The following is a 19601-nucleotide window of genomic DNA, read 5'->3' as shown; positions in this document are numbered from 1 at the left end:
TCACGGTAAACCCGATAATTCTCTGTAATCTCCGCAAATGATCTCATAGCGCACCTTTGGGTCAAGTTGTTTTTGGTTAACGTGTATTAACCCTTTTTATCACACCGGAAAATCATTTGACTCCAACTACTTAACGGAATTGTCAGCTGACAACGGGTTTTGCAGCCCCTTCGGGTTCCCGCTTGAAAAACAGCGATCAGAGAGAATCGGTCGAACTGCGCCCCCTAGACCAGCCACCACAATCGAACGTCGAGGTCGCATCGTGGCTCACACCGCTGCCTTTCTAGTGCCGCGTCAACTGTGGTGCTGAACGTCCTGAGGAAATTTTTCCCTATGTTCGTTCGATGGGTTTCCATGTTTGGCAAATGCTCGGTGTCGGTTTTTCGCGATCGCCTTGCGAGTGTATTCAATCAAGGCGTCTTCCGCATTGATGTGAAATTCTCTCGCTATTGAGTTTTGAGCTCGAGCCAGTGTCATCGTCACAAGACCAAGCGATTCCAGATAGCGGACGTGAGGAGCAATCGCATTCTCCGTCAAGCCTGTTTCTCGGGCAAGGGTCTGTCTGGTCACTGTCTCATCAAGCGCCCGGAGGCGAAGAATGACTGTGAATAGCCCTATGCACTTCAGGGACTTGCCGGGCGTATCGCTTCTTCCGCGGCCCTTCAGGATCAGATCGAATGCTTCCTGCAGACCGCCTCTGACGCCCAGATGTGTCCTTTTGACTGCTGTATCCATTGCTCGCGGTTCCGTCGTATCGATAATACCTACCCTTTGAAGGGCAGGGGAGGGGTCTCCACATTCCAGAGCTAAAAAGTTGAAAGTATCGAGGCGTCAAAAGCGGGAGCCTGCACCGGGACGAACGGTACAATGTTGCCGCGTTCGATGAGGTTGCTTCGGGATAATACGGCCCGCTTTTTAACTCCTTCGAAGGCCTCGACTGAGACTTCGAAATATGCGGGTACACACAGGACGCCGTCGATTTCGGCAGCATCCCCGATCACAGTGACCCGCCAACCAAACCGCTTCCACAGGGGCAACCAATAGATCTCCTGAATTCCGCCGATCTGCTCAATGCCCTGGTTCAAGCAATATTCCATGACGGCTGCGCAAAACTGCGCCTTGACTGTCACACCGGCTTTTTCGCGAAATTCAGGGATAACGAAGCCGCGGGTCCACTCAGCGACACGTTCGTGGCGAAGAACGCCGGGGCGGGTGCAAAGGTGAGGGAACACCTCGCTGAGGAGGTGTGGTTGCGTGGTCGGCACAAGCCTTGAGCCCGCAATGATCCGCCCGTCCTGGATTCCTACGAGATGAACAGCATGCTCGGTATCGAACTGGTCACGTTCCATCCCGTCAGGCGATGGCTCCCGCCATCGCTTTTCTTCTACATAAATCTTGTGGCGAATTCGGAACAGTTCGTTCAGTTCGTTCGCATACAAAGCGCTATTTGAAGAAGTAATGACATGAACCAACATCTGCGCGTCCTCATGATTGATGACGCAACTCTAGATGCCTGCTGGATTCGCGAAAGATAAGGTTCCTTATCTTGACAAGCTAATCTGCATTGATAAGGCCAAGCCGAATCGCTTGCGAAACAGTCTGCGGTCTGTTCGTGACATCCAGAATTTGTCGAATTCGGATGAGCCTCTGGGTCACGGAGCCTGCGCTCATACGGAGGATGATCGCGATTTCCGAATCCGTTTTCCCACGAGAAACCCATTGCAGAATTTCTTTCTCGCGGGCCGTTAATCGATGTTCCGCCTGTTCAGCACGTCGAAGCAGACTGTTTGCGGTCATCGCGCAATAGGAAGAAAGAAGATACAGGTCGCCAATGTTCTCTTTTGCCAATCCACCCTTGTCGTCGGTTGCAAGTGAGATCACCGATTGCCAGGAATTCGGGTCGAACATCGGGAAAACGATACCATCGCACAAGCGATACCTGTCCGCTTCCTGCTGGATCTCTTTGGTGCGCGTTGTCGCCTTCGTCTCTTGTCTTGCGGTTTTCCAGGTAAACGGTTTCGACTGGGAAAGAGACCATCGACTGACGGGATCATCGGCGAAGTAGTTAAGCCCCTCGAATTGCTCGGTCCATCCCGGCGGCCACGCATTTTTGACAACGTAATGCTTAACGTCGTCACCCACCGCTGGCAGCCCGGTGTAAATGTAAGAATGAAAGCCGCGTTTCGCGATGACCGTTCCAAAATCCGAAAACAGATTATCGACGCTCTTTTGATTGTCGCAGCGTTCCATGAATTCATAAATGTCTTGATTTTTCACCGCAAATTCCCTTCCTACATCGCACAACTCCCCGTGCCATTCTTACCTCAAATCTGCGCCATTAAAAGCTTCTAACGTGCATCAACTTTCGAGATGCTCGCACTGGTTCGATTAGTGCTCGGAGGGCCCGCATCTGGGCTGGGGGGTGTAGCCAAGGCGTTGGAGAAGGGTACACAATATCCCCCTCAATTCGCACATCTTGCGTTGCGCTTCCAGGAGCCGTTGGCAGGCGTCAGGTGGACAATCACAGGTCGCCTGTCGATCGCACGCAGCCTGCAGAGCCTCAACCATGACCAGCTGATCGGCATACTTATCCATGGCCCGTAGGACATCGTCTTCCAGCTGGGTCTGACTCAACCGCGTCCTCCTCGTCGAAATCGACAAATAACGCCCGGCCAGTGACGTTGGTTCAAGCCCACGATACTGTAAGGCCCTCCCGTGATCCAGCCAGTACACTATGAGAGACGGACCGTAGAGAGCTCAATATGAGAGGATAGCTTTCTCGATCAAATTTTATGTATCCCTGGTTGCGGTTGATTTTCGGCCGCAGCGTTCTGAGCCCTTGACCGCAGTAACCTTTGTCCAACGACGAAGATTTTTTATGTCGTTGTTTTTTATAGCATTTCAAGTGATTGACAGCCAATTTATCGTCGTCTAATCCGGGAACATTAGTTCTCTCCGGTTGTGCTCGTAAGAGTTCCCTGTGCTGTTTGATTGTTTACAAAGGTGCAGGGCGCGAAAGGTGGGTCCGTGCATCCAAGTCGCTCTGGTGAATCCGAAAGGCGGTTGATCGCCAATCTCCGAGACGCCCTTGGCGATGTCATTGTTGCGGCCCTGAATGACTTGGCTGTGGTCGAGGTCATGCTCAATCCGGACGGCAAGTTATTCATCGAGCGTATCGGAGAGGGAATCAGGCATGCCGGCACCATGATTGCCCATGACGCGGAAGCCGTGATTGGCCGCGTGGCCCATGCACTCAGCACCGAGATCAACCGCGAGCGACCCATTATCTCGGGCGAACTTCCCCTTGGAGGACATCGGTTTGAGGGACTTCTACCACCCGCTGCGCCGGCGCCGATGTTCACCATCCGCAAGCGAGCATCGGTCCTGATATCGCTCGATCGCTATGTGGAGGATGGCATTCTCACCACGGCGCAGGTCGCCGTCATCCGAGACGCCATTGCCCAGCGTCTGAACATCGTGATCTCTGGTGGCACGGGGACCGGCAAGACCACACTGACGAACGCCATTCTTCGCGAATTTGTCGAAGTCACGCCCGAACACCGCCTGGTCATTCTGGAAGACACCGCCGAAATCCAGTGCGCGGCGGAAAATCACGTCATCCTTCACACCACCGATACCGTCGATATGAACCGGCTCTTGAAGTCGACGATGCGCTTGCGGCCGGACCGTATTATCGTTGGCGAAGTTCGCGATGGGGCAGCACTTACGCTCCTCAAAGCATGGAACACCGGACATCCGGGCGGTATCGCGACGGTACATGCGAACAATGCCAAAGCCGCCCTTGCGCGTCTCGAACAGCTCGTCGCGGAAGTGAGTTCCCAGCCTATGCCCGAAGTCATCGGGGAAGCGGTCGATCTGATCGTCTCCATCGAACGCACCCCCAAAGGGCGCATCGTTCGCGAGATTCTCAGGGTCGATGGGTTCCGGAACGGCGCATATCAAATCACCCCGGTTGGTAATTCCAACTCAGACAATCAGGGAAAACTCCATGTCGCGTAGATTGCTTACATTTCTCGGCCTTGCAGCTATCTCGATGATGATAATCGAACCGGCCTTTGCTGCCGGGGGAGGGGGCGGCCTGCCATGGGAGGGACCGCTTCAACAGATCCAGCAGTCCATCACCGGCCCCGTCGCCATGGCAATCGCCCTGATCGCAGTCGCGGTCGCAGGTGGCATGCTCATCTTTGGAGGAGAGATCAACGACTTCGCGCGTCGTCTCGCCTACGTCGTTCTGGTCTGCGGTATCCTTCTTGGCGCGACACAGGTTGTCGGCCTGTTCGGCGGGGGAGGGGCCTCGATTGGTGTCCCTCTCGAGGCAACGCTAGGCGTGACGCTGGACAGGGCGCATGGCTGAAGGGACGGGCCGTTTGGACAGGGTGCGAATCCATCGAGCTCTCTCACGGCCGACCCTTCTGTTTGGGGCTGACCGCGAGCTGGTCCTGATGACCGGGCTGACTGCTGTCATTCTCATCTTCGTCGTCCTGACGATGGTTTCCGCCGCAGTCGGGTTCACCATCTGGGTTGTCGTCGTTGGCCTGCTGCGCATGATGGCGAAGGCAGATCCCCTTATGCGGCGGGTCTATCTCCGGCACATGAGATACCGCTCCCACTACCGGCCAACCTCCAGCCCATGGAGGAAATACTGAGCGATGGTTTCACTCAAGAAATTTCGCCACACGGGCGCGTCTTTCTCCGACCTCATGCCGTATGCTGGTCTGGTTGATAACGGCATCATGCTTCTTAAGGACGGCTCGCTTATGGCGGGCTGGTATTTTGCCGGCCCCGACAGCGAAAGCTCCACCGACTTTGAGCGCAACGAAGTTTCGCGTGCCATCAACGCTGTTCTCGCGCGCCTTGGCACGGGCTGGATGATCCAGGTCGAAGCAGTGCGCGTGCCCACGACCGAATATCCGACAAAGGATCACTCTCATTTTCCAGACAGGGTGAGCCAGCTGATCGACGATGAGCGTCGCCAGCGGTTCGAAGCCACTGAGGGTCATTTCGAGAGCCAGCACGCCATCATCCTCACTTACCGCGAACCGGACACGCGCAAATCCGGACTGGTCAGATACATCTATGCGGACCCGGAGTCTCGCACCACGAGCAATGCCGATCGAATTCTTGAACATTTCAAAACATCGATCCGCGAGTTCGAGCAATACATGCAGAACGTGGTTTCGATCCGCCGCATGGTTACACAGGAAGTGCCCGACCGCGGCGGCTATCGTGTCGCCAGATACGACGAGCTTTTCCAGTTCGTCCGGTTCTGCCTCGTGGGCGAAAACCATCCGGTGCGGCTCCCGGAAATCCCGATGTATCTCGATTTTCTGGCAACCGCCGAGTTTCACCACGGCCTGTCGCCCATGGTCGACGGCCGCTTCTGCCAGGTCGTGGCGATCGACGGCTTTCCAGCTGAAAGCTGGCCTGGGATTTTGAACGTCCTCGATCTTATGCCGCTGACCTATCGGTGGTCCTCGCGCTTCATGTTCATGGACGAGATCGAGGCCACCCAGCGGCTGGAGCGTACCCGCAAGAAGTGGATCCAGAAGGTGCGCCCCTTCACCGATCAGCTGTTCAAGACGAACAGTGGCTCGGTGAACCAGGACGCGCTTCAGATGGTCGGCGAGGCCGAAGACGCCATTGCAGCGGCAAATTCCGGCCTGGTTGCTTACGGCTACTACACGCCGGTCATCGTCATGTTCGGCGACGATGATGCCAAGCTGCGCCGCCAGGCCGAAAGTGTCCGCCGTCTCATCCAGTCGGAAGGCTTCGGCGCCCGTATCGAAACCCTCAACGCGACCGAGGCTTTTCTGGGCAGTCTGCCAGGGAATTGGTACGCCAATATCCGCGAACCGCTGATCCACACACGCAATCTGGCGGACATGATACCGCTCAATTCTGTCTGGTCCGGGGAGCCGGTCAATCCAAATCCCTTCTATCCGGAGAACTCCCCGCCGCTCATGCTGGTGGCCTCCGGCTCGACGCCGTTCCGGCTCAACCTGCATGTCGGCGACATCGGACACACATTGATTTTCGGGCCGACCGGCTCGGGCAAATCGACGCTGTTGGCGCTGATCGCAGCGCAGTTTCGGCGATATCAGAACAGCCAGCTTTTCGCCTTCGACAAGGGCCGGTCCATGTACCCGCTCACCCGTGCCGTCGGCGGCGATTTCTACGATGTCGGTGCAAGCGACAACCTCGCATTCTGCCCTTTACAGGATCTCGATACGGACGCCGACAAAGCGTGGGCAGCGGAATGGCTCGAAACGCTCATCGTCATGTCTGGCGAGGCGATGACACCTGACCATCGCAACGCGATCGCGCACCAGATCGATCTCATCTCGAACTCGGAACGTCGGTCTATCTCGGACTTCGTGTCGGGCGTGCAGATGAAATCGATCAAGGAGGCGCTGCGACACTACACGGTCGACGGTCCCATGGGCCATCTGCTCGATGCTGAGCGCGACAATCTCAAGCTCTCCAATTTCCAGACCTTCGAAATTGACGAGCTGATGAACATGGGCGAGCGCAACCTCGTCCCGGTTCTGCTTTATCTGTTCCGGCGCATCGAAAAGCGCCTGACCGGTTCACCCAGCCTTATCATTCTCGACGAAGCATGGATCATGCTCGGCCATCCGGCATTCCGCGACAAGATCCGCGAATGGCTGAAAACCCTTCGTCGGGCCAATTGTGCGGTCGTGCTCGCAACCCAGTCGATCTCGGATGCCGACAAGTCCGGCATCATGGACGTTCTCAAGGAATCCTGCCCGACCAAAATCTGCTTGCCGAACGGTTCGGCGCGTGAAATCGGGACACGCGATTTCTACGAAAAGATCGGCTTCAACGATCGCCAGATCGAGATCATCGCAACTGCCACGCCCAAGCGTGAATATTACGTCGTCTCTCCCGATGGCCGCCGCCTGTTCGAAATGGGGCTTGGTCCTATCACCCTGTCCTTCGTTGGCGTCTCCGGCAAGCAAGATCTCCAGCGCATCAGCGAACTTTACGATCACTACGCGGATGAATGGCCACGCCATTGGCTTCAATCAAGAGGAATCGAAAATGCTGCGTCGCTCTTTGCTTCGTAATGCTCTTGCCGGTCTGGTCCTCACTGTGAGCCCCAGCGCCGTCTTCGCCGGCGCTGCGACGGGTGGTGCGACCGAATGGACGCAGCTTCTCAACAATGCACAGCTTCTTGAACAGTCGGGGCAGGGGGTCGAACAGATCGCCAATCAGGCGCAACAGATCGCCCACCAGGTCACGCAGATCCAGAACCAGCTCGACCAGTACAGGACGATGCTGCAGAACCTCGAAAAGCTGCCTGACAACATCTGGGGCCAGGCTGAGAAGGATCTCAACCGGCTTCGTCAGCTAACCCAGCAGGGGCAGGGCATCGGCTTCTCGATGGGCAACCTCGATGATGTGCTGAAGCAGCGCTTCCCAAGTTTCGAGGAGTTCGCTTCCGTCGTCCAGGGCGGGCAGAACTTCTCGGAGCAATATGGGCAGTGGTCGAAAACCAATCGTGACACGATCGGCGGCACACTGGCTCAGGCCGGAATGACCGCGCAGCAGTTCGATACCGAACAAAGCACCATGAAGCAGCTGCAGGAGCAGTCGCAAACGGCCGTCGGCCAGATGCAAGCGCTACAGGTCGGACACTCGATTGCCAGCCAACAGGTCGAACAGATGCAAAAACTTCGCGGCCTCATCGCCCAGCAGTCGACGATGATGGGCACATGGTATCAGTCCGAACAGGCCGCCAAGGATCTTGCTCAGCAAAAACGGGAGGCATTTTTCTCAAGTACACCGCCGTCGACGTCAGGCGGTCAGAAAATGCAGCCGCGGTGGTAGTCGAATGGTACAGGTGAAACTTCCCATCGTCATCCTTGTTGCCCTTCTATCCGCCGTGGTCGGCGGCGCGATTTCCTATGTCGCGATCCCTGCCACTGATCCGGAAATGAAGGCGTTGCTCGCAAGACAGGTCGCGCTTGCGGAAGAGGAAGCGGCGGCGCGGGCAGCCGCGGCCGAGCGCACGCGCAAACTGATGAACTCCAACCCAGACAATTATCCGACGACAGGCGGACAGAAAATGGCCCCCCGTTGGTAATCTGAAAGGTGTCCTCATGCGTGCCGCACTGATTTTGAGATTGACGCCCCTCGCCATCGTCGCACTTGCCGTGGTGGAACCCGCCATGGCCGCGGATGGATCGATCCTTACAAGCCTCGAAAACAATGTCCGCTCGGCCGCTCAAGGGTGGCAAGACACCGTCATGAATGCGGCGAGGTCACTGTTCTGGATCCTGGCGGGAATAGAATTTGGTATTGCCGCCGTGTGGCTCGCCATTGCAGCGCCATCGCTCGATACCTGGGTCGCAGAGCTGATACGGCGTATTATCTTCATCGGCTTTTTCCTGTTTGTCCTGCAGCAGGGACCCGACTTCGCGAAAGCTGTCGTCGACAGTCTGTTTCAGCTGGGGGCGAACGGCGGGACGGCTTCGCCAGCCGATGTCTTCAATGCCGGCATCAAGGTGGCGAGCACGCTGTCGGAAAAGGTCAAGTTCGGCATTTTCGAAGACAACGCAATGGCGATCGGCATTATCATCGCCATGATTGTCGTGGTGATCTCCTTCTCGCTGGTGGCCGCGATTTTCGTTTCGGTGCTGGTGGAGATGTATGTCGGCCTGCTCGCCGGCATGATCATGCTCGGTCTCGGAGGGTCGAGCTTCACCAAGGATTTCGCGATCAAATATCTCATCTATGCCTTCTCGGTGGGCATGAAGCTGATGGCGCTCGTGATGATCGCGCGCATCGGCTCGGAGATCCTGATTGGCCTTTCCAACGATGCAAACACTGGAGAAGAGCTGCTGGCGAGCCTTGTCATCGCGGGCCTGTCGGTCGTCGTCTTTATGATCGCGATCTACGTGCCGAATATCATCCAGGGCGTCGTACAGGGCGTGTCGGTCAGCAGCGGCATGGAAGCCATGAGATCCAGCGCACAGGTCACGGCTTTTGCGGCATCGACGGCGGCGGGTGTCGGTGCTGGCGTCGCAGCGGCAGGTGCCGCGCAAGCAGCCGGCGCCGGCTTTTTGGGCCAGGCCTCCGCCGGCATGAGGGCGGGTGGTTCGGCATTGGCTGGTACGGCGGCAAAGGCCGCCATGGGTTCGCATGGCTCGGGCGCGGGTGGCTCATCGAGGTCGATGGGACTGCGCAACCACAAAACATCGAAATAGGCGGCATGGCTCGCAACTTGTCAGGAAACAGGATCAGGCCATGGCCAAAAAGCTGAAGCATCTCGACAACCCGTATCTGGCGGCACGTCACGAATGGAATGAGCGCATGGGCGGCGCTAACCGCGCGGCCAGGGCATGGATGACTGTCGGATCGGTGTCGTTGGTGATGGCGACGGTGGGTTTCGGCTTCGCGCTCTATCAGGCCAGCCAGGTCAAGCTTGTCCCCTATATCGTGCAGGTCGACACGCTCGGAAACTCGGTCACCGGCGGCTTCCCGGCACAGATCGAGTATGCCGACGAGCGCGTCGTTCGCAACATGCTCGGCCAGTTCGTTTACAACTTCCGATCGATCACGCCGGATAATGTGGTCCAGAAGGGCTATATCGACCGCACCTATGCGATGCTCAGGCGCACCGACCCCTCCACAGAGAAGGTCAACAACTGGTTCCGGAACAACTCGCCCTTCGATCGCGCCCGGACGGTGACGGTGTCGGTCGAGATCAACAACATCGTGGCCCTCTCGAACCAGTCGTACCAGATCGACTGGACCGAGATCGAGCGCGATCGTTCGGGCAAGGAACTGCGGACCCGGCGCTGGCGCGGCGTTGCCACGGTGACCCTGTCGCCGCCCCAGGACGAAGCAATCATTCGCCTCAACCCGATCGGTCTTTACCTCAAGGACTTCGATTGGACGGCCCAACTTTAAGACGCTCGCGGAGAGACTATGTTCAAATTGACGAAATCGCGTGCGAGCGTTGTGACCGCACTGGCCCTGCTAACTGCTGCGCCCTCCCTGGGCCGCACTGCCGATTACAACGCAAGCAAGGGCACCCGGCTTTCAGGCCAATGGCAAGATGCTGGCGCTGTCATGACACGCGGACCTGACGGGCAGGTCATCTATCTGTTTGGCGAAACGCAGCCGACCGTCGTCTGCGCACCCCTCCAGCTTTGTGAAGTTCAGTTGCAGCCCGGCGAGGCCGTGCGCGATGTTCTCGTCGGTGACACTGTTCGATGGCAGGTCGAGCCCGCATCTTCCGGTTCGCCACAAGGCCAGCGTATCAGTCTGATCGTTAAGCCTGCCGAAGCCGGTTTGAAGACGTCGATGGTCATTACGACGTCACGCCGGACCTATCATATCAATCTGCAGTCCGACGCCACACGCTATATGGCGCGCGTCGCCTTCAAGTACCCGGAAGACGTTCGCCAGCAGCTAGCGGCGGTGAACCAGAAGATCTCCGACAGCATCATTCCGGGCGCCGGCATTCCTGCCGAGAACCTCCGTTTTGATTTTTCCATGCGAGGCTCAGCCCGTTGGAAGCCGACCCGGATTTATACCGACGGTACGAAGACGTACATCCAGTTTCCGGGTCACATGGGCAGTGGCGATGCGCCGGTCCTCTATGTGGTGTCCGGAGGGCAAAACCAGATCGTCAACTACCGGATGAACAACAACATGATGGTGGTCGATTATCTGATCGATCGCGCCGTGTTGATTTCGGGCGTCGGCGGGCAGCAGCAGAAAATCACCATCAGCAGGAAAGGTTAACCTATGAGGGGAAACGCCACACTCGCGCGCGTCCTCGCGCTCGCTCTTGTCTCGGTCTCGCTTGCGGCCTGCACGACGTCGGGCGGATATTTCTCACCGCAAGCCAGCATGGACGCCGCCAATCTCCAGGCGCCGGCCGCCGATGCTGTTGCGGCCGACATGGTTGCTCGGCTTGCCGAGCAGGTGGGGCCGGGAACTGGCACCATTGTTCTCAAGGCGGATAAAACCGCCTTCGCGTCAGCGTTTGACAAGCATTTGCGGGAATGGGGCTATGCCGTCGATCCAGCCGCGACCGGCCCCAAAGCTATTGCGCTTGCCTATACCGTGGATTCGCTGGATGGCGACGTGATCGTGCGGGTTTCGACGCCGAGCGTCGAGCTGGCCCGCCAATACCAGGCAACGACAACAGGTGCAGTGGCCTCAAGCCCGCTTTCGATCATGAAGCACGGCGAAACGTGAAGAGGGCAGGGCATGAGTTCAATCGATCTTGGATCTGCCGAGGATGCTGAAGAGCGGCCAAAAATCCGCCGGCTGAACCGCCTCCCGATTTTCTTCTTTATAGGCCTGATTGTCATTCTGGTGGTTGTCGTGATCTGGGGCATGGCGCAACGCGGTCTGATCGGAAATCGTAGCGTTCAGCCAGAGCAATCGGCTGGCCAACCGGCGTCCGATTTTGCCGACGAGCTGAAGCGAAATATAGGTGACGGCGTCAATGAGCCGCCAAAGCAAGATCCGCTGATCATCACGCCCGGCGAGACACCGATTGAACGCCCGGAAGGCGTCAACCCGTTTCAGCCGGGATCTCGCCAGAGACCGACGACACAGCAACCGGAAACAGCGCTTGAGCCGGAAGCGGATTGGCGCGCACGCCTCATGCGCGAGAATCAAGAGGCTCTGTTGCGCGAACAGAACCGCCAGAGACTGGCGGCGATGCAGGCGCAAGCGAATGCCCGCAACAGCCCCATGGCCGTCGACGTCGGGAAAGTCACCCAGCAACAGGGCGTCGGCCAGCAAGAGCAGGGGCAGGCGAACGGCGTGACGAGCCCGAATGGTACGGCGGATCTGCTTTCGGCCGCGATGCGTGCGGCAGGTGCCGCTCCGGGCGGAATGGCCGATCCCAACAACCAGCAGGGCAAGATCTCGTTTCTGAACAAGGATATTGCCGATGCTGGCTATCTGCCCAACCAAGTCGTTCCGCAGCTGTCGCCCTTTGAGCTAAAACGGGGTTCGGTGATCCCGGCGACATTGATCACCGGCATCAACTCAGACCTGCCGGGGCGGATCACGGCGCAAGTACGCCAGCACGTCTATGACAGCGCGACCGGTCACAGGCTTCTGATCCCGCAAGGGACGAAACTGTTTGGCCGGTACGATTCCGAAGTGTCCTATGGTCAGTCGCGAGCCCTGGTCGTCTGGACCGACATCATCTTCCCGGACGGCGCGACCCTTCAGATCGGCGGCATGGCCGGCGTCGACACGCAAGGGTACGGCGGCTTTAAAGACAAGGTGAACAACCATTTCTGGCGGGTCTGGGGATCGGCAATTCTGGTCGCCGCGATCGGGACTGGCGTTGATATGGCACTGCCCGAGAGCAACAGAAACGCCTTCGGCGTCAGCCAGAACGATCCGACGGATGCGGCTCGCCGAAACTTTGCAGAGACATTCGGCCGCGTTGCTGACCGGACGATCGACAAGAACATGAATATCCAGCCGACGCTGGAAATTAGGCCCGGGTACAATTTCAACATCCTCGTGGATCAGGACATTGTTTTCCCTGGCGCCTATCAGACTGGCTATGTGGAGCGATAAATGCCAATCCTGTCGCGTAAGGGACTGCAGCTTCCTGTTATGATCGGTGTGGCCGCTGTCCTGAGCGGCTGCGTGCTGCCCGAACAGCTCGACGCGATCATTGTCGTGAACGGCTATCAATATAACGTGACCCTTGAGGGCAGGGTGGCCGAACCGCGCACCGTCGGTGCGCTGGCCAAAGGGCAGACCATTCCGCCTAACCACGAGGCGCAGATGAAGGCCCAAGAGGCTCCCGCATTAGCGCTCCCCGGCATGACCCGTTTTGCCTATGTCGGCGAGGGCCGGTACGATTTTGAAATGAAAGTCGACGGCAAACTGACTGAGGCCGCGCCTGTGGTCGGATTTCCAAACACCCGGGGCGGCAGCAGCAATTTTCTGACCATCCGACGCGAAGCCGATGGAACCGTGGTGATCTCGTCGCCGGAAGTGCCGCGGAAGGCTCTTGAGGACCTCAAGGAAATAGGTCTGCAGGCGAGCGGCAAAATCAGCATCGAGGTCGACGGCAAGGTTCTGGAAAGCAACGCTGATGAACAACCGGCCCGTGGGCCTCACGTCTGGAATCGTAAATCCTGGGGAGATCGAGTATTGCTGAAATTCGATCCTGATGGAAGCAAATGAAGATTTTCGCTGGACCAAATCAACAAGCTGATTGGAAAAGTTGCCGAGCGTTCACATCCAGCCAACGAAAACGCCGAATCCGCGCCCCTCGTCAACGATAGTTAGAATGATCCCAAGGAAGACGAATAGCGAAAGTAGTAAGAGCAGTTTGCCGAAATCGAAATCGGCGTAAAGTCCAAAGATAATGATCATCACCGCTGCAACCAAGCCGACCGCTGGCCACATGATCTGCCCAACCATCTTGTAAGCCATCGTTTGCGCGGTCCAATTGTCGCGCTTGCGAAGCTTGTATTTCCGAAAGCGCGGTGTCTGATCTTCCACCATGATTACGGCCTCAACTGCTAGGCATTATAGTCGTCAAGATATAACAACGTTTATCGGTTTAGCCAGTGAGGCCCCTATGAACTAGCACCATGGCTCCCGGCGACCGCTCCAGGTACGTGCCAGTCCCTCCCGCACGAGTTGGTCGCCGACACCACGACCGTCGACGCTGATCGCTGCCAGCGTTCGACCGTACCGATCTTTTTCCTGCTGGCGGATTTGAACACGTTGATTTTCCAACAGGTCTGCCATCCTCCGTTTGGATTGTTGCGCCAGATCGCTTTCATAGAGGCATCGCCCCTCGATCGCGGGCGCGTCGATGTTGAATATCCGGACGGACTCTCCGCATGAACTATCCACTCGGAAGGTGTCGCCATCCCAGATGTGCACCTCAGCGGGTTGCCATCGCAAGGCACAAAGAAGGCAGGGTGGCCGAACCGCGCAGCCTCGGCGCATTGGCGAAGGGGCAGGCCTTCCACCAAAGCGCGATGCGCAGATGAGGGCACAGGAAATACGGGCGCCGGCTCTCCCCCGAATAATCCGTTTCGCCTACGCAGGGAGGGGCGATATACTTCGCCGTGAAGGTCGGCGGTGAATTGGTTCGAAAGTACCCCGTTGTTGGCTTTCCAAATACGAAACGCGACAGCAACAATTTCCTCACCATTTGCCTCGAGACAGATGAAACTGTTGTGATCTCCTCATCTGAAGCTCCGCCGAAAGCTATCGCGGACCTCAAAGATGCTCGCCTTAAAGCGAGCGGTACAATCAGCATCAAAGTCGATGGGAAAGTGCTGGAGAGCAATGCCGATAATCAACCAGGGGACGGCCCGCACATCTGGAACCGTAGAGCGCGGAACTAGCGAGTTTTTCTAAGCGTTGATCCTGATCGAAGACGATAGACACCTGTTTCAACCTCGTCCTCTCCCGCGCTCAGCATTGTTTTTGGCTGCGGGAGGACAGCTTCGTGGTCGCAACTTTTGGTCAACTGAATACGGGACGCACAAATATAGTTAGAGTCCGTATCAACGAAGGTGACCATTCAAAAATACCGGCTGATTGAGCCGCCGCTGTGCCGGAAACATTGTTCTCCGAACTGCGACCCGAGGGGCACGATTCCAATACTTGCTGATCACCTCCGAGGGTCGCATCATTGGCACGATTGTACAGTAATATTAGAATCGCATGCATAGGTCTGCTTCTTCAATGTACTAATCGGAAGGTATCATGAGAAAACGGCTCCTGGATTTGATCGATGCCGTCGCCGCATCGAAAACTCGCGTCACATTAGAAAACTCCTTTCGGCAATTTTCGAGTTCTCTCGGCGTTGATCTGTTTGCGTTCGGGGTTGCAGCCCCCCCATGCCGTCTAGACGGCGTATCGTCATATCCTAAACCTTGGCTAGCTCGATATTTGGCGAAAAACTACATTTGGGTCGACCCAGTAGTAAAAGTCGCAAGAGGCGCCGAGGCTCCATTCGAGTGGTCATTTGACACGCTTCCTTCGATGACGCGAGAGGAGGCCCGGATTATGCACGAGGCGGCCGAATTTGGCATCCGGGCGGGTTACTCGGTTGCTGTAAAACTTCCTTATGGCGCATTTGGCATGTTAAGTCTCGCTGGTGAATCGACTTTTCATCTCGACCTCGAACCGTACGTAGGGCCACTCGCCGTCGCCATCTGCTTGGGAAATACGGTGTTGATAAATGAGCGGACAGCGCCAGTCGTTACGCATCCGATCAACCTAACGAAGCGACAGATGCAATGCCTCATGTGGGCCTCGTACGGCAAAAGCGCGAAGGCCACGGCTGCAATTCTGGGAATTTCAGATAACGCGGTGGCATTTCATATCAAGAAGGCGCGCCAACGATTGCAAGCTCGGACTATCTCCGAAGCTATCCGTACCGCCTACGACATGAATCTCCTGCTTTAATTGGAACTGTGCTTGCTTGGCATTTAATCCACTGACACAATCCGGTTCTGCCGTAGAAGATAGTGATGGGGATGCATTATAGTTAAGAGATATCTGCAAGCCTCGCTATTTCTGCTTCTGTTCACCGCCTCGGCGACTGCGCGGCCATGGCAAACCACCGATCCAGCATCTTCTGGCTGGTCCGTCGCGAAGTTGCAGGCGGCACGAGATTACGCGAGCAGTCTGAAGCCCACCGCGGTCATGGTGGTGCAGGACGGCAAAGCAATCGCCAGTTGGGGTGACGTGTCTCGTAAGGTGAATGTCGCCTCCGTCCGTAAGAGTTTGGTTAGCGCACTTTTTGGAATTGCGGTTTCCGAAGGTCGAATAAATCTCGGTAGCACGCTTGCCGAGCTCGGCATCGATGACAAACCTCCTGCCCTGACCGAAGGCGAGAAAAGGGCTACCGTGCGCGATCTGCTTATGGCGCGATCAGGTATCTACCATCCTGCAGCATATGAAACCGGTGAGATGCGGCAAAACAGACCGGAGCGGGGAAGCCAAGCACCCGGTAAATTCTGGTTCTACAACAACTGGGACTTCAACACGCTCGGCACGATCTATCGGCAGCGAACTGGGGAGGACATCTTCCAAAGCTTCGCGCAGCGCATCGCGCAGCCGACAGGCATGCAAGATTTCTCAGCGCACGATGGCACGTATGTATCCGAACGGCATTCCATTCACCCTGCCTATCCGTTTCGCCTCACCGCCAGAGATGCGGCCCGCTTCGGTCAGCTCTTTCTTGATGGAGGCCAATGGAACGGGCGGCAAGTCATTCCTGCATCTTGGGTGAGGGCATCGACCACTGCCTATTCCACCACAGACCGTGGTAGCATGGGGTATGGATATCTTTGGTGGACGTTGAACCCCAGTGTATTTGGCCCCGGTGCGGCACTGGCGTCCGGTTATGGCGGGCAGGCGATTGCTATCGTGCCGTCAAAACATCTGGTTGTCGTGCAGACCGTGGATCCTGCTCAAAATCCGAAGGGCATAAGGACAAGCCATTTCGTCAAATTGTTGCAGGACCTCGTTGCAGCGTCGCCGTAACGTCAATAGGGCAGATCGGCGCCAGGCGGGAAGCCAGTTTATGCAACTATTTGGTCACGTCTCGACGGTCAACCCTTACTAGGCAGTACTAGGCACAAATAGGAACGGCTTTTCAGCGTTTTACAAGCAGACATTGCCGAGGATCTGCTATCAAACCCACTAAACCGTGCTCGATAAAGCGGCGTAGCGCTGTTGTTGGTCTTTTGTGTATACGGAGAAATCGCTTTGTATCCCGTAAGAACCTCTGACTTTGCCTTGGCTAGAAGCCGTTGTGCTGCGGCGTCAGATTCGGAGGCAGCGATTTGGATCTCCCAACCGGCGCGAACAATTGAAGGCTGGTTTGCTGCGGCGACCTGAATAGAACCCGTCACCTCGTTGCTGACCGAGGCAACTTCGACCCCGCCGGTACGCTCAGCCGGGATTGGAAGCGGAACATTATCTTTTGGATGGACAGAATCTGCTGAGAGCGAGGCATCAGCGATTTGTGCCCCGCTACGAGTCGTTGCGATGGACATGTTTTTGTCCAGCAGCGCCGCCATTCGATCGTCCCGGCTACGTGCGGTTTTGCCGCCCAGAACAACCCCAACAACGCGCCGCCCATGGTCGCTCACCGCGCTGACAAGGTTGAAACCGGAAGCGTTGGTGTATCCGGTCTTAATCCCGTCCATGCCCTTGTAGCGGTACATCAAATTATTGTGCCCGGCGATCTTTCGCCCTCGGAACACGAAAGACCGCTCCGAGAACAGCGCGTACTCCTTGGGGTAGTCCCGCATTAATGCGACAGCAAGGGTCGCCATGTCTCGTGCAGTTGTCACCTGTTGCCCATCCGGAAGGCCCGAAGCATTGCGGAATCTGGTTCGCGTCATGCCAAGTTGACGAGCCTTGCGCGTCATAATCTCGGCAAATTGTGCTTGCGATCCTCCGAGGTAGTCACCCATGGCCTCGGCAGCGTCATTTGCCGATTTGATAATCATACCTAAAACGGCTTCACGCACAGTGAACGTTTTACCGGCCGGAACACCTAGTTTCGTGGGAATGGTGTTGGCTCCATTCTTAGTCATGGGAATGGCCTGATCCCACGCCAGACGACCATCACGAAGCGCCTCAAATGTCAAATAAAGGGTCATCATCTTTGTAAGAGATGCCGGGTGGTTCAAGGCGTCTGCATTATGGCTTTCTAGAACTCGACCGGAGTTAACGTCGAGCACAAAATCTGCACTCCCCGCAAGGGCAGGGGAGCACGCCGCAAAGAGCGAGCAAAGACTAAAGGCTGCTACCACAACCCGTGCGTTTATACGTGATTTCATGATGACATCTCAGAATTGTTTCCAAGCGTTTTAGTGCGACATTCTAATCACTGGAAGATATTTTCGTATGTTCATCAAAGTTTAGATAATTTTTCGTAAATTTTGCATAAAGATGAAGGCGATGTGAGCCTCGGGCGGACGATCGCCCAAAGCATGACCGTCAGTGTGCTTTGCGTCTTCCAGGTCGTGCAGGAAGCTGTTCACGACATACACCTTGTTAGCGTCAAACCATCGTGACGATCCCTTGCGGCAAACAGCGTTGGCCGTAACACAGCAGCCTTGGCTTCCTTTCGCCGGAGCTCGGTAGAGAGTGTTTTGTCTGGCGGGTTATTCCGTCCGCGTGGCGACAAGCGGTCGGCGCCATCGCCGAAGTTATCGAACTCGCTATCGCAACCTTGGAGCGCGAAATCGCTGCCGGTAAAAACCCGCGCTCGGTGGGGTGACATGAACTCCATAAACCGCGTCATCTTTTCAATTGGCGGCGCGGCGCCTGTTCGCGCTAAGGTTTTGCAGTTCCATTTCCGCAATTGAGGTCACCATGTCAGCCAAGATCACAGCCGCAGCCAAGGCCACAGAAACCATACAGAACCATATCGACGAAGCCGCTCTCGCGCTCAAGGTCACTACGGTAAACGGCCACGGCGTCTATTCTGACACATCGAGCCTTTACCGCGATCTCACGACAGCCCAAGCCGAAATCAGTGCAGCACTCGCCGCATTCACGGCGGCCCAATGGCCCACGAACGCCGACTATGAGGCCGAAGAGGCATAGTTAAGCAGGGGAGGGCGTCACGATGGTCGACAATTCGACATGGGCCGGCATGATCGCCATGACCCTGCAGATGCATATCTATTGCTCGCACTGCGATCGCCATGTGGAAGTAGACATGAGCAAGTTTCCGCCCGAGGGCAAGGCGATCGGCGCAACATTCAGATGCAGGGATTGCGGCAGACCGGGCGCAACGACGGTTTCCCATCGAAGCGCAAACCGATCGTATCCCGGCGCCAAACCGGTCAAAGAGCCTTACGACAGCGCCGGGCAATAAACGCACAAAGCCGCCCAGGGCGAACCATGGGCGGTTTTGGTAACATCATAAGATGATTAGGCGCACGACTATTCAAACGCAGCACTTATCGCAATTTCCGCGACACGCCGTAGATCAAGAGAGGCTATCTGTACGTCGCCCGGCTCGAACCAAGCGGTATCCCCCTCGATCTCTGCTTGCTGCGCGCGAGCAAATCCTTGATAGCGTCCAAGACACGGACAATCATCACCTCATCGATCTCGCACCTAACCCTCTCCAATCATTTCCGTTCATTGACAGCATACTACTCGCGGAGAGGCCCGAATAGCTCGGCGACCCCTTCATTTGACGTCAGCCCGGGGTCACTTCACATCGAAAGCCAAAGTTTGAGGGTCGATGTATCGTCGGCCACATAATTGGCTGCGCCCGTCGTATTGGCGACGTTGGCCATCCGCACGAACAGGTACGGATTGTTCGGCATCCCTGCACGGTGCGCAATCCTGCTAACGAAACGCCAAAACCCGTCTCGATCTTTGGTCGCCGTTGCACTCTGATGCACCATGTCCGTCCCATCGTTTCCGGTCATGCGGAAGATAGCGCCGGTATAAAGATCGATGGCGTATTTCATCGCGGCGTGCTTAGGAGCGCCAAAAACTGAGCTGGCACCGAGGCAGCGCCTTACAAGGGAGCGACGTGAATTCTAGTCGCGCAA

24 protein-coding genes are annotated in these 19601 nt (G+C 56.7%); 17 read left to right on the top strand and 7 right to left on the bottom strand.

The features are described 5' to 3' along the window. Nucleotides 1-294: 294 nt before the first annotated feature. The 3 genes from G6L97_RS26840 to G6L97_RS26830 all read right to left on the bottom strand — a co-directional run bounded on the left by G6L97_RS26840 (nt 295) and on the right by G6L97_RS26830 (nt 2277). Nucleotides 295-735 (bottom strand): hypothetical protein, encoded by a 441-nt coding sequence (locus G6L97_RS26840; protein ID WP_174004387.1) that lies wholly within the window; start codon nt 733-735, stop codon nt 295-297. A 71-nt stretch (nt 736-806) separates the two neighbouring features. Further along, the gene (locus G6L97_RS26835) at nt 807-1475 is read right to left on the bottom strand and encodes an acyl-homoserine-lactone synthase (RefSeq protein ID WP_174004386.1); all 669 of its coding nucleotides are present in this window, start codon (nt 1473-1475) and stop codon (nt 807-809) included. Nucleotides 1476-1554: 79 nt separating this feature from the next. After that, on the bottom strand, nt 1555-2277 hold the full coding sequence (locus G6L97_RS26830; RefSeq protein WP_174004383.1) for a helix-turn-helix transcriptional regulator: 723 nt from the start codon (nt 2275-2277) through the stop codon (nt 1555-1557). Between the two features lie 750 nt (nt 2278-3027). On the opposite strand from G6L97_RS26830, the gene trbB reads away from it, so the two are divergent. The 12 genes from trbB to G6L97_RS26770 are packed head-to-tail and all read left to right on the top strand — an operon-like array spanning nt 3028 to nt 13224. After that, nucleotides 3028-4020: a P-type conjugative transfer ATPase TrbB gene (gene trbB / locus G6L97_RS26825; protein ID WP_174004381.1), complete on the top strand. Its 993-nt coding sequence runs from the start codon at nt 3028-3030 to the stop codon at nt 4018-4020. Next, a complete protein-coding gene (locus G6L97_RS26820; protein WP_174004379.1) occupies nt 4010-4375 on the top strand; it encodes a TrbC/VirB2 family protein in 366 nt (121 codons plus the stop codon). Before trbB ends, G6L97_RS26820 begins: the two co-directional genes overlap by 11 nt. Further along, nucleotides 4368-4667 carry a conjugal transfer protein TrbD gene (locus G6L97_RS26815; protein ID WP_174004377.1) on the top strand — a complete coding sequence of 100 codons (300 nt, stop codon included), beginning with the start codon at nt 4368-4370 and terminating at the stop codon, nt 4665-4667. The genes G6L97_RS26820 and G6L97_RS26815 overlap by 8 nt, the downstream gene beginning before the upstream one ends. 3 nt (nt 4668-4670) lie before the next feature. Next, nucleotides 4671-7109, top strand: coding sequence for a conjugal transfer protein TrbE (locus tag G6L97_RS26810; protein WP_174004375.1), 2439 nt, complete (start codon nt 4671-4673; stop codon nt 7107-7109). Then, nucleotides 7084-7872, top strand: coding sequence for a P-type conjugative transfer protein TrbJ (gene trbJ, locus G6L97_RS26805; protein ID WP_174004565.1), 789 nt, complete (start codon nt 7084-7086; stop codon nt 7870-7872). The genes G6L97_RS26810 and trbJ overlap by 26 nt, the downstream gene beginning before the upstream one ends. Nucleotides 7873-7876: 4 nt before the next feature. Beyond that, nucleotides 7877-8128: a DUF2749 domain-containing protein gene (locus G6L97_RS26800; protein ID WP_174004373.1), complete on the top strand. Its 252-nt coding sequence runs from the start codon at nt 7877-7879 to the stop codon at nt 8126-8128. Between the two features lie 16 nt (nt 8129-8144). Continuing rightward, nucleotides 8145-9251: a P-type conjugative transfer protein TrbL gene (gene trbL / locus G6L97_RS26795; RefSeq protein ID WP_174004371.1), complete on the top strand. Its 1107-nt coding sequence runs from the start codon at nt 8145-8147 to the stop codon at nt 9249-9251. Nucleotides 9252-9291: 40 nt separating this feature from the next. Next, nucleotides 9292-9957, top strand: coding sequence for a conjugal transfer protein TrbF (gene trbF, locus G6L97_RS26790; protein WP_174004369.1), 666 nt, complete (start codon nt 9292-9294; stop codon nt 9955-9957). Between the two features lie 18 nt (nt 9958-9975). After that, nucleotides 9976-10797 (top strand): P-type conjugative transfer protein TrbG, encoded by an 822-nt coding sequence (gene trbG / locus G6L97_RS26785; RefSeq protein WP_174004367.1) that lies wholly within the window; start codon nt 9976-9978, stop codon nt 10795-10797. Between the two features lie 3 nt (nt 10798-10800). Beyond that, nucleotides 10801-11256, top strand: coding sequence for a conjugal transfer protein TrbH (trbH, locus tag G6L97_RS26780; RefSeq protein WP_174004365.1), 456 nt, complete (start codon nt 10801-10803; stop codon nt 11254-11256). A gap of 12 nt (nt 11257-11268) precedes the next feature. Further along, nucleotides 11269-12606: an IncP-type conjugal transfer protein TrbI gene (gene trbI, locus G6L97_RS26775; protein ID WP_174004363.1), complete on the top strand. Its 1338-nt coding sequence runs from the start codon at nt 11269-11271 to the stop codon at nt 12604-12606. Next, a complete protein-coding gene (locus G6L97_RS26770) occupies nt 12607-13224 on the top strand; it encodes a hypothetical protein (RefSeq protein ID WP_174004361.1) in 618 nt (205 codons plus the stop codon). Nucleotides 13225-13275: 51 nt separating this feature from the next. Here the strand turns inward: G6L97_RS26770 and G6L97_RS26765 are convergent, their stop codons facing one another. Both G6L97_RS26765 and G6L97_RS26760 read right to left on the bottom strand, forming a co-directional pair. Next, on the bottom strand, nt 13276-13548 hold the full coding sequence (locus tag G6L97_RS26765) for a hypothetical protein (protein ID WP_174004359.1): 273 nt from the start codon (nt 13546-13548) through the stop codon (nt 13276-13278). 81 nt (nt 13549-13629) lie between these two features. After that, the gene (locus G6L97_RS26760; protein WP_174004357.1) at nt 13630-14001 is read right to left on the bottom strand and encodes a thermonuclease family protein; all 372 of its coding nucleotides are present in this window, start codon (nt 13999-14001) and stop codon (nt 13630-13632) included. 122 nt (nt 14002-14123) lie between these two features. Between G6L97_RS26760 and G6L97_RS26755 the strand changes: the two genes are divergently transcribed. From G6L97_RS26755 to G6L97_RS26745, 3 genes are all read left to right on the top strand, one after another. Continuing rightward, entirely contained in the window at nt 14124-14405 is a 282-nt protein-coding gene (locus G6L97_RS26755; RefSeq protein ID WP_174004355.1) for a hypothetical protein, read from the top strand. Between the two features lie 364 nt (nt 14406-14769). Next, nucleotides 14770-15474: an autoinducer binding domain-containing protein gene (locus G6L97_RS26750; RefSeq protein WP_174004353.1), complete on the top strand. Its 705-nt coding sequence runs from the start codon at nt 14770-14772 to the stop codon at nt 15472-15474. A gap of 240 nt (nt 15475-15714) precedes the next feature. Continuing rightward, nucleotides 15715-16557 (top strand): serine hydrolase domain-containing protein, encoded by an 843-nt coding sequence (locus tag G6L97_RS26745; protein WP_236773701.1) that lies wholly within the window; start codon nt 15715-15717, stop codon nt 16555-16557. 68 nt (nt 16558-16625) lie between these two features. Here the strand turns inward: G6L97_RS26745 and G6L97_RS26740 are convergent, their stop codons facing one another. Then, nucleotides 16626-17864, bottom strand: a complete 1239-nt coding sequence (locus G6L97_RS26740; RefSeq protein WP_174004351.1) for a D-alanyl-D-alanine carboxypeptidase — start codon at nt 17862-17864, stop codon at nt 16626-16628. Between the two features lie 538 nt (nt 17865-18402). Here G6L97_RS26740 and G6L97_RS26735 point away from each other — a divergent pair. Both G6L97_RS26735 and G6L97_RS26730 read left to right on the top strand, forming a co-directional pair. After that, on the top strand, nt 18403-18636 hold the full coding sequence (locus G6L97_RS26735) for a hypothetical protein (RefSeq protein ID WP_174004349.1): 234 nt from the start codon (nt 18403-18405) through the stop codon (nt 18634-18636). A 22-nt stretch (nt 18637-18658) separates the two neighbouring features. After that, nucleotides 18659-18910 (top strand): hypothetical protein, encoded by a 252-nt coding sequence (locus G6L97_RS26730; RefSeq protein WP_174004347.1) that lies wholly within the window; start codon nt 18659-18661, stop codon nt 18908-18910. Nucleotides 18911-19256: 346 nt separating this feature from the next. On the opposite strand, the gene G6L97_RS26725 is transcribed toward G6L97_RS26730, so the two are convergent. Then, entirely contained in the window at nt 19257-19517 is a 261-nt protein-coding gene (locus tag G6L97_RS26725) for a hypothetical protein (RefSeq protein ID WP_174004345.1), read from the bottom strand. Between the last annotated feature and the right edge of the window lie 84 nt (nt 19518-19601).

The sequence above is a fragment of the Agrobacterium tumefaciens genome (assembly GCF_013318015.2).
Classification (GTDB): Bacteria; Pseudomonadota; Alphaproteobacteria; order Rhizobiales; family Rhizobiaceae; genus Agrobacterium; species Agrobacterium tumefaciens.
The sequence above is the reverse complement of the archived record's forward strand: the minus strand, read 5'-3'. Positions and strand labels throughout refer to the sequence as shown.

Bases quoted from the DNA above. Each gene is read 5' to 3' on its own strand.
- G6L97_RS26840 (WP_174004387.1), bottom strand. From the start codon at position 735: ATGGATACAGCAGTCAAAAGGACACATCTGGGCGTCAGAGGCGGTCTG.
- G6L97_RS26835 (WP_174004386.1), bottom strand. From the start codon at position 1,475: ATGTTGGTTCATGTCATTACTTCTTCAAATAGCGCTTTGTATGCGAAC.
- G6L97_RS26820 (WP_174004379.1), top strand. From the start codon at position 4,010: ATGTCGCGTAGATTGCTTACATTTCTCGGCCTTGCAGCTATCTCGATG.
- G6L97_RS26815 (WP_174004377.1), top strand. From the start codon at position 4,368: ATGGCTGAAGGGACGGGCCGTTTGGACAGGGTGCGAATCCATCGAGCT.
- G6L97_RS26810 (WP_174004375.1), top strand. From the start codon at position 4,671: ATGGTTTCACTCAAGAAATTTCGCCACACGGGCGCGTCTTTCTCCGAC.
- trbJ (WP_174004565.1), top strand. From the start codon at position 7,084: ATGCTGCGTCGCTCTTTGCTTCGTAATGCTCTTGCCGGTCTGGTCCTC.
- G6L97_RS26800 (WP_174004373.1), top strand. From the start codon at position 7,877: ATGGTACAGGTGAAACTTCCCATCGTCATCCTTGTTGCCCTTCTATCC.
- trbL (WP_174004371.1), top strand. From the start codon at position 8,145: ATGCGTGCCGCACTGATTTTGAGATTGACGCCCCTCGCCATCGTCGCA.
- trbF (WP_174004369.1), top strand. From the start codon at position 9,292: ATGGCCAAAAAGCTGAAGCATCTCGACAACCCGTATCTGGCGGCACGT.
- trbG (WP_174004367.1), top strand. From the start codon at position 9,976: ATGTTCAAATTGACGAAATCGCGTGCGAGCGTTGTGACCGCACTGGCC.
- trbH (WP_174004365.1), top strand. From the start codon at position 10,801: ATGAGGGGAAACGCCACACTCGCGCGCGTCCTCGCGCTCGCTCTTGTC.
- trbI (WP_174004363.1), top strand. From the start codon at position 11,269: ATGAGTTCAATCGATCTTGGATCTGCCGAGGATGCTGAAGAGCGGCCA.
- G6L97_RS26770 (WP_174004361.1), top strand. From the start codon at position 12,607: ATGCCAATCCTGTCGCGTAAGGGACTGCAGCTTCCTGTTATGATCGGT.
- G6L97_RS26765 (WP_174004359.1), bottom strand. From the start codon at position 13,548: ATGGTGGAAGATCAGACACCGCGCTTTCGGAAATACAAGCTTCGCAAG.
- G6L97_RS26760 (WP_174004357.1), bottom strand. From the start codon at position 14,001: ATGCGCCGAGGCTGCGCGGTTCGGCCACCCTGCCTTCTTTGTGCCTTG.
- G6L97_RS26750 (WP_174004353.1), top strand. From the start codon at position 14,770: ATGAGAAAACGGCTCCTGGATTTGATCGATGCCGTCGCCGCATCGAAA.
- G6L97_RS26745 (WP_236773701.1), top strand. From the start codon at position 15,715: ATGGTGGTGCAGGACGGCAAAGCAATCGCCAGTTGGGGTGACGTGTCT.
- G6L97_RS26740 (WP_174004351.1), bottom strand. From the start codon at position 17,864: ATGAAATCACGTATAAACGCACGGGTTGTGGTAGCAGCCTTTAGTCTT.
- G6L97_RS26735 (WP_174004349.1), top strand. From the start codon at position 18,403: ATGTCAGCCAAGATCACAGCCGCAGCCAAGGCCACAGAAACCATACAG.
- G6L97_RS26730 (WP_174004347.1), top strand. From the start codon at position 18,659: ATGGTCGACAATTCGACATGGGCCGGCATGATCGCCATGACCCTGCAG.
- G6L97_RS26725 (WP_174004345.1), bottom strand. From the start codon at position 19,517: ATGAAATACGCCATCGATCTTTATACCGGCGCTATCTTCCGCATGACC.